Source organism: Gemmobacter sp. (assembly GCF_016792925.1).
GTDB lineage: Bacteria > Pseudomonadota > Alphaproteobacteria > Rhodobacterales > Rhodobacteraceae > Gemmobacter.
Map to the genome: position 1 here is coordinate 1 of NZ_JAEULU010000118.1, position 6,409 is coordinate 6,409.

Consider the following 6,409-nt stretch of genomic DNA (forward strand, 5'->3'; position numbering starts at 1 on the left):
CCACGACAAACAGGTGATCGCCGCGATTGGCGAACATCAGGTCATCCAGAATGCCGCCCGTTTCATTGGTGAAGAGGCCGTAGCGCTGCCGCCCCTCCGGGACGCCCAGCACATCCACCGGCATCAGGCGCTCAAAATCCAGCGCGGTGGCCTCATAGCTGCCCTTCGGGCGCAGGATCACCTGCCCCATATGGCTGACATCAAAAAGCCCTGCTGCGGCGCGGGTGTGAAGATGTTCCTTCATCACGCCAAGCCCGTATTGCACGGCCATCTCATAGCCCGCAAAGGGAACGATCTTGCCCCCAAGCGCCACATGCAGATCATGCAGCGGCAATCGTTTCAGGTCGCTCATCAGCGCCCTCCGTCTTGGCCAGGGATTCCCGGCACCGAATGCACAGGCCAACCCCTGCGCTGCGGTGCCCCCTCTGTCCTTACCCCGTTTCAGGGCGCCTGAGATCGTTATCCCTTCGGCGGGCGCAGATGCGCCACTCTCCAGAGTTTTGCTGCCAGAACGGTCCGTTCGCCTGAGAGTTTACCGGGGCGGTTGCTCCTTCGGCACCGGCTCCGAGGGTTGACACCCCCCGCCGGATTCTCCCGATCCTGACGAGATCGGGGTAGCACAGGCGCGGGGGGGCTTGTCCAGCACAAAATGCGAATCCGACGCATCAAGTGCGGAATGCGACACTCAGATGGTCGCAGACCGACGCCGGATCACCCGCAAGGCCAGCACCACGGCCAGCAAACCGAACAGGATGCCGCCCGCCGCCTGCCCTGCCAGCACGCCCTGCGCGCCCCAATGCTGTGCGCCCCACAGCGCGAAAGGCAGGGTGCCAAGCGTATGGCGGCCCCAGTTCACCAGCGTCGACTGGAAGGCCGCGCCCAGATTGTTGCAGGTGGCATTGGCCACGAAAATCAGACCGTTGAAGAAGAACAGCAGGCTCAGCGGGCCGCAGAACAGATAGACCAGATCGCGGGCCAGACCCTCGGCATGGAACAGATCGGCAATCGGCGCGCGCAAGGCGAACAGCAGCGCCGACATGACCCCGATCACCAGCGCGGTGAACAGGACCGCATCCCAGAACACCCGGCGCACCCGGTCCATCCGGCCCGCGCCAAGGTTCTGCCCCATGATCGGGCCAATGGCGCCGGACAGCGCAAAGATCATGCCAAAGGCCACCGGGGTCAGCCGCCCCGCAATCGCCATGCCCGCCACCGCCTGCTCGCCATAGCCCGCCACCATGCGGGTGACGATGGCCTGCCCCACGGGCGTGGCGAGCTGCGTGAGGATCGCCGGGCCCGAGATGGTGAACAGGGGCGCCGCACTGTCGCGCAGGCTGCGCAGCGAGACGGGCACAAAGCCGCCAAGGCTGCGCCAGATCGGCCAAAGCGCCATGACACACATCGCCAGCCGCGAGCCCCAGCCCGCCAGCGCCGCCCCGGTCAGGCCCATATCCAGCCAGAGGATGAACACCGGGTCCAGCGCCGCCAAGACCACCGCGCCCCAGACCGTCACCATCATGGAGGACCGCGCCGCCCCATGGGCGCGCTGGATCGCCGCCCCCACCATGCCGATCATCAGCAAGGGCTGGCCGGGGGTCACAAGGCGCAGGAACCACAGGGTTTCCTCGGCCACCCGCCCCGTCGCGCCCAGTGCCGCCACGATCTGCGGCAGAAACAGCCAGACCAGACTTGAGAACAGAATGCCAAACCCCGCGCTCAACACCAGCCCCTCGGTCGCGCGCTGCCGGGCAAGCGCCAGATCGCGCGCCCCCACGGCCCGGGCCACAATGGCCGCCACGCCCACCGAGAGCCCGATGCCAAAGGCGGTGGTGAAGAACAGCACCGCCCCGCCATAGCCGATGGCCGCCGTCAGGACCTCGTCCTGCAACCAGCTGATATACATCATGTTGATGAGATCGACGAGGAAGATGGCCATCAGCCCCACCGAGGCCGTCAGCGACATCACCGCCACATGGGCAAAGAGATTGCCCGTCACAAACTTTGCCTGACCCTGCGTCATCGGCCGCCCTCTCGAAACGCCAAAAGGGGCGCGCAACGCCCCTTCCTCATTTTCTGTTCCCAAATATCCCGCGGGGGGAGGCTTTGAAAAAGCCGGGGGGCGCGAAGCCCCCCGTCCGCGCTCACAGCCCGCGCACCTTTTGCAGCAGGGGCATCACATCGGCCATTTCCGGCCCATGTGCCTGCCCCGTCAAGGCCTTGCGCAGCGGCATGAACAGGCCCTTGCCCTTGCGGCCCGTGGCCTCTTTCACTGCTGCCGTCCATTGGCCCCAGGTCTCGCCCGTCCAGGGCTGCGCGGGCAGCAGGGCCAAGGCCTCTGCCACGAATGCGCGGTCCTCGTCATCGACCATCGGCTCGGCGCCGTTCACGAACAGATCCCACCAGCCGGCCAGATCGTCCAGCACGGTGATATTGTCCTTGGCCACGCGCCAGAAGCCCTCGGCCTTCTCTGCCGGCACGCCCAGCGCCGCGAGGCGATCGGCCACTGCCGACAGCGGCAGCGCCTGCACATGGGCGCGGGTCAGCGGGAACAGATCTTCGGCGTCGAATTTGGTGGGGGCGGTGCCGAAGCTGCCCACGTCAAAGCCCTCGGCGATCTCGTCCAGCGAGCCTGCCAGCACGACGGGTTTCGAGGACCCCAGACGCGCCATCAGGCTCAGAAGCGCCATCGGCTCCACGCCGCGCGCGCGCAGGTCGCGCAAGGACAGGGTGCCAAGCCGCTTCGACAGCTCCTCGCCGCCCGCGCCTGTCAGAAGCGAGTGGTGGGCAAAGCTGGGCGGCGTGCCGCCCATGGCTTCCATGATCTGAATCTGCGTCGCGGTATTGGTGACGTGATCGGCGCCGCGCACGATATGGGTGACGCCCATGTCGATGTCATCGACCGAGGAGGCAAAGGTATACAGCACCTGCCCGTCGGCGCGGATCAGCACCGGGTCCGACACCGAGGCCGCATCAATCGACACCGGCCCGATGATGCCATCGGCCCATTCGATGCGGGTCTGGTTCAGCAGGAAGCGCCAATAGCCCTCGCGCCCTTCGGCGCGGGCCTTCGCCTTGTCCTCCTCCGACAGCTTGTAGGAGGCGCGGTCATAGACCGGCGGCTTGCCCATGTTCAGCAATTTCTTGCGCTTCAGGTCCAGCTCGGTCGGGCTTTCAAAGCATTCGTAGAAGCGACCCTTGGCCTTCAGGCTTTCGGCCTCGGCGCGGTAGCGCTCGAGGCGCAGCGATTGCTTCTCCAACCGGTCCCAATGCAGGCCCAGCCATTCCAGATCGCGCATGATGCCATCGGCATATTCCTGCTTCGAGCGTTCCTGATCGGTATCGTCAAGCCGCAGGATGAACTGGCCGCCGGTCTTGCGGGCGATCAGATAATTCATCAAGGCGGTGCGCAGATTGCCGACATGGATATAGCCGGTGGGCGAAGGCGCGAAGCGGGTAACGGTGGTCATGATTGGCTCTCCTGAACCCGCGCACCCATGGCATGTGCGGGGCGTTTTGTCCATATCGCGCGCCCTGTGCCGGCGGCGCCCGATTTTTCGTCGAAAAATCGTGGGGGGCGCGCTAGGGTGGGGGCATGACCCATGCCAGCCCGCAGACCCTTGCGCCCGACCTCGCCCTCATCGAGCAATTCGCCCATGAGGCGGTGGCCACCCTGCCCGAGCCCTGGCGGGAGGCTGCGACCCGGCTCCGGCTGCGGATCGAGGATTTTCCGCCCGATGACATTCTGGAGGCGATGGAAATCGACGATCCGTTCGAGCTGACCGGCCTGTATGACGGGGTGCCCCTGACCGAGAAATCGGTGATGGATCAGCCGCTTGGCCCCGATGTGATCTGGATCTTCCGCCGCCCGGTGCTGGAGGAATGGATCGAGCGGGGCAATGTCTCGCTGGGGGAATTGGTCACTCATATTCTGGTGCATGAGCTGGCGCATCATTTCGGCTGGTCGGATGCCGAGATCGCGGCGATTGACCCGTGGTGGGAGTGAACCTGCCGCCTGACGCAGCCGTGACCGGATCGTGACTGGCCGGGGGCGCGATCTGCGCTAGGCTTTGGGCAGTCCACCCCAAAGGAGAGTGCCATGCCCACCCCCAGCCTGACACCCGGTTCCCTGACACGCCGCAGCGCCCTGATGGCGGCTGCCGCCCTCCCCCTTGCAACCGCCCTGCCCCTTGCGACCGCCCTGCCCCGCCCGGCGCGGGCAGCGGCCGAGAAGATGGGGCCGAGCTTGCCGACCCATCACCGCTTCACCCTGGGCGGGTTCGAGGTGGTGACGCTGCTGGCCGGCAGCCGGGTGAGCGACAAGCCGCAGGAGACCTTTGGCCTCAATGCCAGCCCCGAGGATTTCGCAGCTCTGGCCGAGGCGAATTTCCTGCCCGCCGACCAGACCCGCAATTTCTTTACCCCCACGCTGATCAATACCGGATCAGAGCTGGTGCTGTTTGACACCGGCCTTGCGCCGGAGGGGATCACGGCAGCCTTGACGGCGGCGGGCTATAGCCCGGATCAGGTGGATGTGGTGGTGCTGACCCATATGCATGGCGACCATATCGGCGGCCTGGCCAATGACAGCGGCGCGCGCAGCTTTGCCAAGGCGCGCTATGTCACCGGCGCGGCAGAGTTCGACCATTGGGCCAAGGCCGGGAATGAGGGCTTTGACACCAAGGTGAAGCCCCTCGCTGCCGAGACCACGATGCTGGCAGAGGGCGGCACGGTTGCCAGTGGCATCACCGCGCTGGCGGCCTTTGGTCACAGCCCGGGCCATATGGCTTACCGGATCGAGAGCGAGGGCAAGGCGCTGATCCTCACCGCCGACACGGTGAATCACTATGTCTTTTCGCTGCAACGCCCGGATTGGGAGGTGCGCTTTGACATGGACAAGGCGCAGGCCGCCGCGACGCGCAAGAGCCTGCTGGGCATGATCGCCGCCGACCGGCTGCCCTTCATCGGCTATCACATGCCCTTCCCGGCCCTCGGCTATCTTGAGGCGCAAGGCGAAGGGTTCCGGCTGGTGCCTGCCAGCTATCAGATGACGCTGTAAGACTGGCGGCGCAAGGCGGATGCCGGGTGCTAGGCTGGCCCCCGGCCCTGTTGCGAATTTTCGACGAAAATTCGGGGTCAGGCCGCCAGTTTGGCCGCGATCTCCACCAGGCGCGTCACCTGATGGCTGATGGCGGCGCGCTCGTTCTCGCCGAAATCCTTGCCCTGGGTGTGGCTGTAGCCATAGGGATTGCCGCCCGTGGCAAAGATCGAGCCATCGGTGAAGCCCGGCGCCGCGATGATCGCGCCCCAATGCAGGAAGGTGGTGTAAAGGCCCAGAATGGTGGCCTCCTGCCCGCCATGCACATTCTGCGCCGAGGTCATGGCCGAGACGGGTTTGTTCGCCAGCTTGCCCTGAAACCAGACCCCGCCCAGCGTGTCGATGAAGGCACGCATCTGCGCGGCGGCCTGACCGAAACGGGTGGGCGAGGAGAACAGATAGGCATTGGCCCATTCCATATCGGCGGGCGTGGCGACCGGAATATCGGCCATGCTGTCGAGGGTTTTCTTCCAGGCCTCCTGCCCCGCCACCACGGCCTCGGGCGCGGTTTCGGCCACGCGCAGCAGGCGCAGCTCGGCCCCGGCGGCGCGGGCGGCCTCGGCCGCGATCTGCGCCATTTGCAGATTGGTGGAATAGCTGGAGTAAAAGACGATGGCGAGTTTGACCGGGCTCTTTTCAGTGGTTTGGGGGGCGGGGGTTTGCGGCTGGTCTGACATCTGCGGCTCCTCTGGCTGCATGGGTTGGGATCAGTGTAGCGGGTTCGGGCCTTGAGGAAATTCGCCAAGACCGAAGGGGTTCCGTGCATGGGCGCACAGAATGCAGCTGCGGCGTGAGCGCTGACATTGCAGCCCCCCGCCCGCCATGGCAGCATCGGGCGCGTTGAACAGGTGCGACCATGACCCCTTTGCCGATCCTCACCCTGACCCTCAATCCGGCGCTGGATGTCGCCACCTCGGCGCCGCAGGTGGTGGCGGGGCCAAAGCTGCGCTGCACGGCCCCCCGCGTGGACCCCGGCGGCGGCGGTATCAATGTGGCGCGGGCGGTGCGGCGGCTGGGGGGCGAGGCGCTGGCGCTGGTGGCGCTTGGCGGGGCGACAGGCGCACGGCTGGCCGAGGCGCTGCGGGCGGAGGGGGTGCGCTACAGCGCCTTTGACGCACCGGGCGAGACGCGGCAAAGCCTTGCGGTGACCGAGGAGGCGAGCGGGGCGCAATACCGCTTTGTGCTGCCCGGCCCGGTTTGGGCGGCGGCGGATGCGGCGCGGGCCTTGGCGCGGTTGCGCGCGATCACGCCGGAGGGCGCGCTGGTCGTGCTGTCGGGCAGCCAGCCGCCGGGCCTGCCCGACCGCTTTGCCGC

Annotated in this window: 6 protein-coding genes, 1 pseudogene and 1 riboswitch; of the genes and pseudogenes, 3 read left to right on the forward strand and 4 right to left on the reverse strand. The window is 66.5% G+C overall.

Annotated features, from left to right (window positions below; all coding sequences use genetic code 11):
* From gcvT to gltX, 3 genes and pseudogenes are all read right to left on the reverse strand, one after another.
* A pseudogene (gene gcvT / locus JNN06_RS06000) lies at positions 1–352 on the reverse strand (glycine cleavage system aminomethyltransferase GcvT); the annotation flags it as partial.
* A gap of 150 nt (positions 353–502) precedes the next feature.
* A riboswitch (glycine riboswitch) is annotated at positions 503–607 on the reverse strand.
* Between the two features lie 78 nt (positions 608–685).
* Positions 686–2,020 carry an MATE family efflux transporter gene (locus tag JNN06_RS06005; protein WP_291238685.1) on the reverse strand — a complete coding sequence of 445 codons (1,335 nt, stop codon included), beginning with the start codon at positions 2,018–2,020 and terminating at the stop codon, positions 686–688.
* Between the two features lie 121 nt (positions 2,021–2,141).
* Positions 2,142–3,467 (reverse strand): glutamate--tRNA ligase, encoded by a 1,326-nt coding sequence (gene gltX, locus JNN06_RS06010; protein ID WP_291238686.1) that lies wholly within the window; start codon positions 3,465–3,467, stop codon positions 2,142–2,144.
* A gap of 125 nt (positions 3,468–3,592) precedes the next feature.
* Between gltX and JNN06_RS06015 the strand changes: the two genes are divergently transcribed.
* Together JNN06_RS06015 and JNN06_RS06020 are read left to right on the forward strand one after the other, a co-directional pair.
* On the forward strand, positions 3,593–4,003 hold the full coding sequence (locus JNN06_RS06015) for a metallopeptidase family protein (protein ID WP_291238687.1): 411 nt from the start codon (positions 3,593–3,595) through the stop codon (positions 4,001–4,003).
* 93 nt (positions 4,004–4,096) lie between these two features.
* Positions 4,097–5,056 carry an MBL fold metallo-hydrolase gene (locus JNN06_RS06020; RefSeq protein ID WP_291238688.1) on the forward strand — a complete coding sequence of 320 codons (960 nt, stop codon included), beginning with the start codon at positions 4,097–4,099 and terminating at the stop codon, positions 5,054–5,056.
* 77 nt (positions 5,057–5,133) lie between these two features.
* Here JNN06_RS06020 and wrbA read toward each other — a convergent pair whose 3' ends face one another.
* On the reverse strand, positions 5,134–5,772 hold the full coding sequence (gene wrbA, locus JNN06_RS06025) for an NAD(P)H:quinone oxidoreductase type IV (RefSeq protein ID WP_291238689.1): 639 nt from the start codon (positions 5,770–5,772) through the stop codon (positions 5,134–5,136).
* A 179-nt stretch (positions 5,773–5,951) separates the two neighbouring features.
* Between wrbA and JNN06_RS06030 the strand changes: the two genes are divergently transcribed.
* Positions 5,952–6,409 (forward strand): PfkB family carbohydrate kinase (locus JNN06_RS06030; RefSeq protein WP_291238690.1); only part of this gene is annotated, 458 nt, incomplete at its 3' end.

Bases quoted from the DNA above. Each gene is read 5' to 3' on its own strand.
- gltX (WP_291238686.1), bottom strand. From the start codon at position 3,467: ATGACCACCGTTACCCGCTTCGCGCCTTCGCCCACCGGCTATATCCAT.
- wrbA (WP_291238689.1), bottom strand. From the start codon at position 5,772: ATGTCAGACCAGCCGCAAACCCCCGCCCCCCAAACCACTGAAAAGAGC.
- JNN06_RS06005 (WP_291238685.1), bottom strand. From the start codon at position 2,020: ATGACGCAGGGTCAGGCAAAGTTTGTGACGGGCAATCTCTTTGCCCAT.
- JNN06_RS06015 (WP_291238687.1), top strand. From the start codon at position 3,593: ATGACCCATGCCAGCCCGCAGACCCTTGCGCCCGACCTCGCCCTCATC.
- JNN06_RS06020 (WP_291238688.1), top strand. From the start codon at position 4,097: ATGCCCACCCCCAGCCTGACACCCGGTTCCCTGACACGCCGCAGCGCC.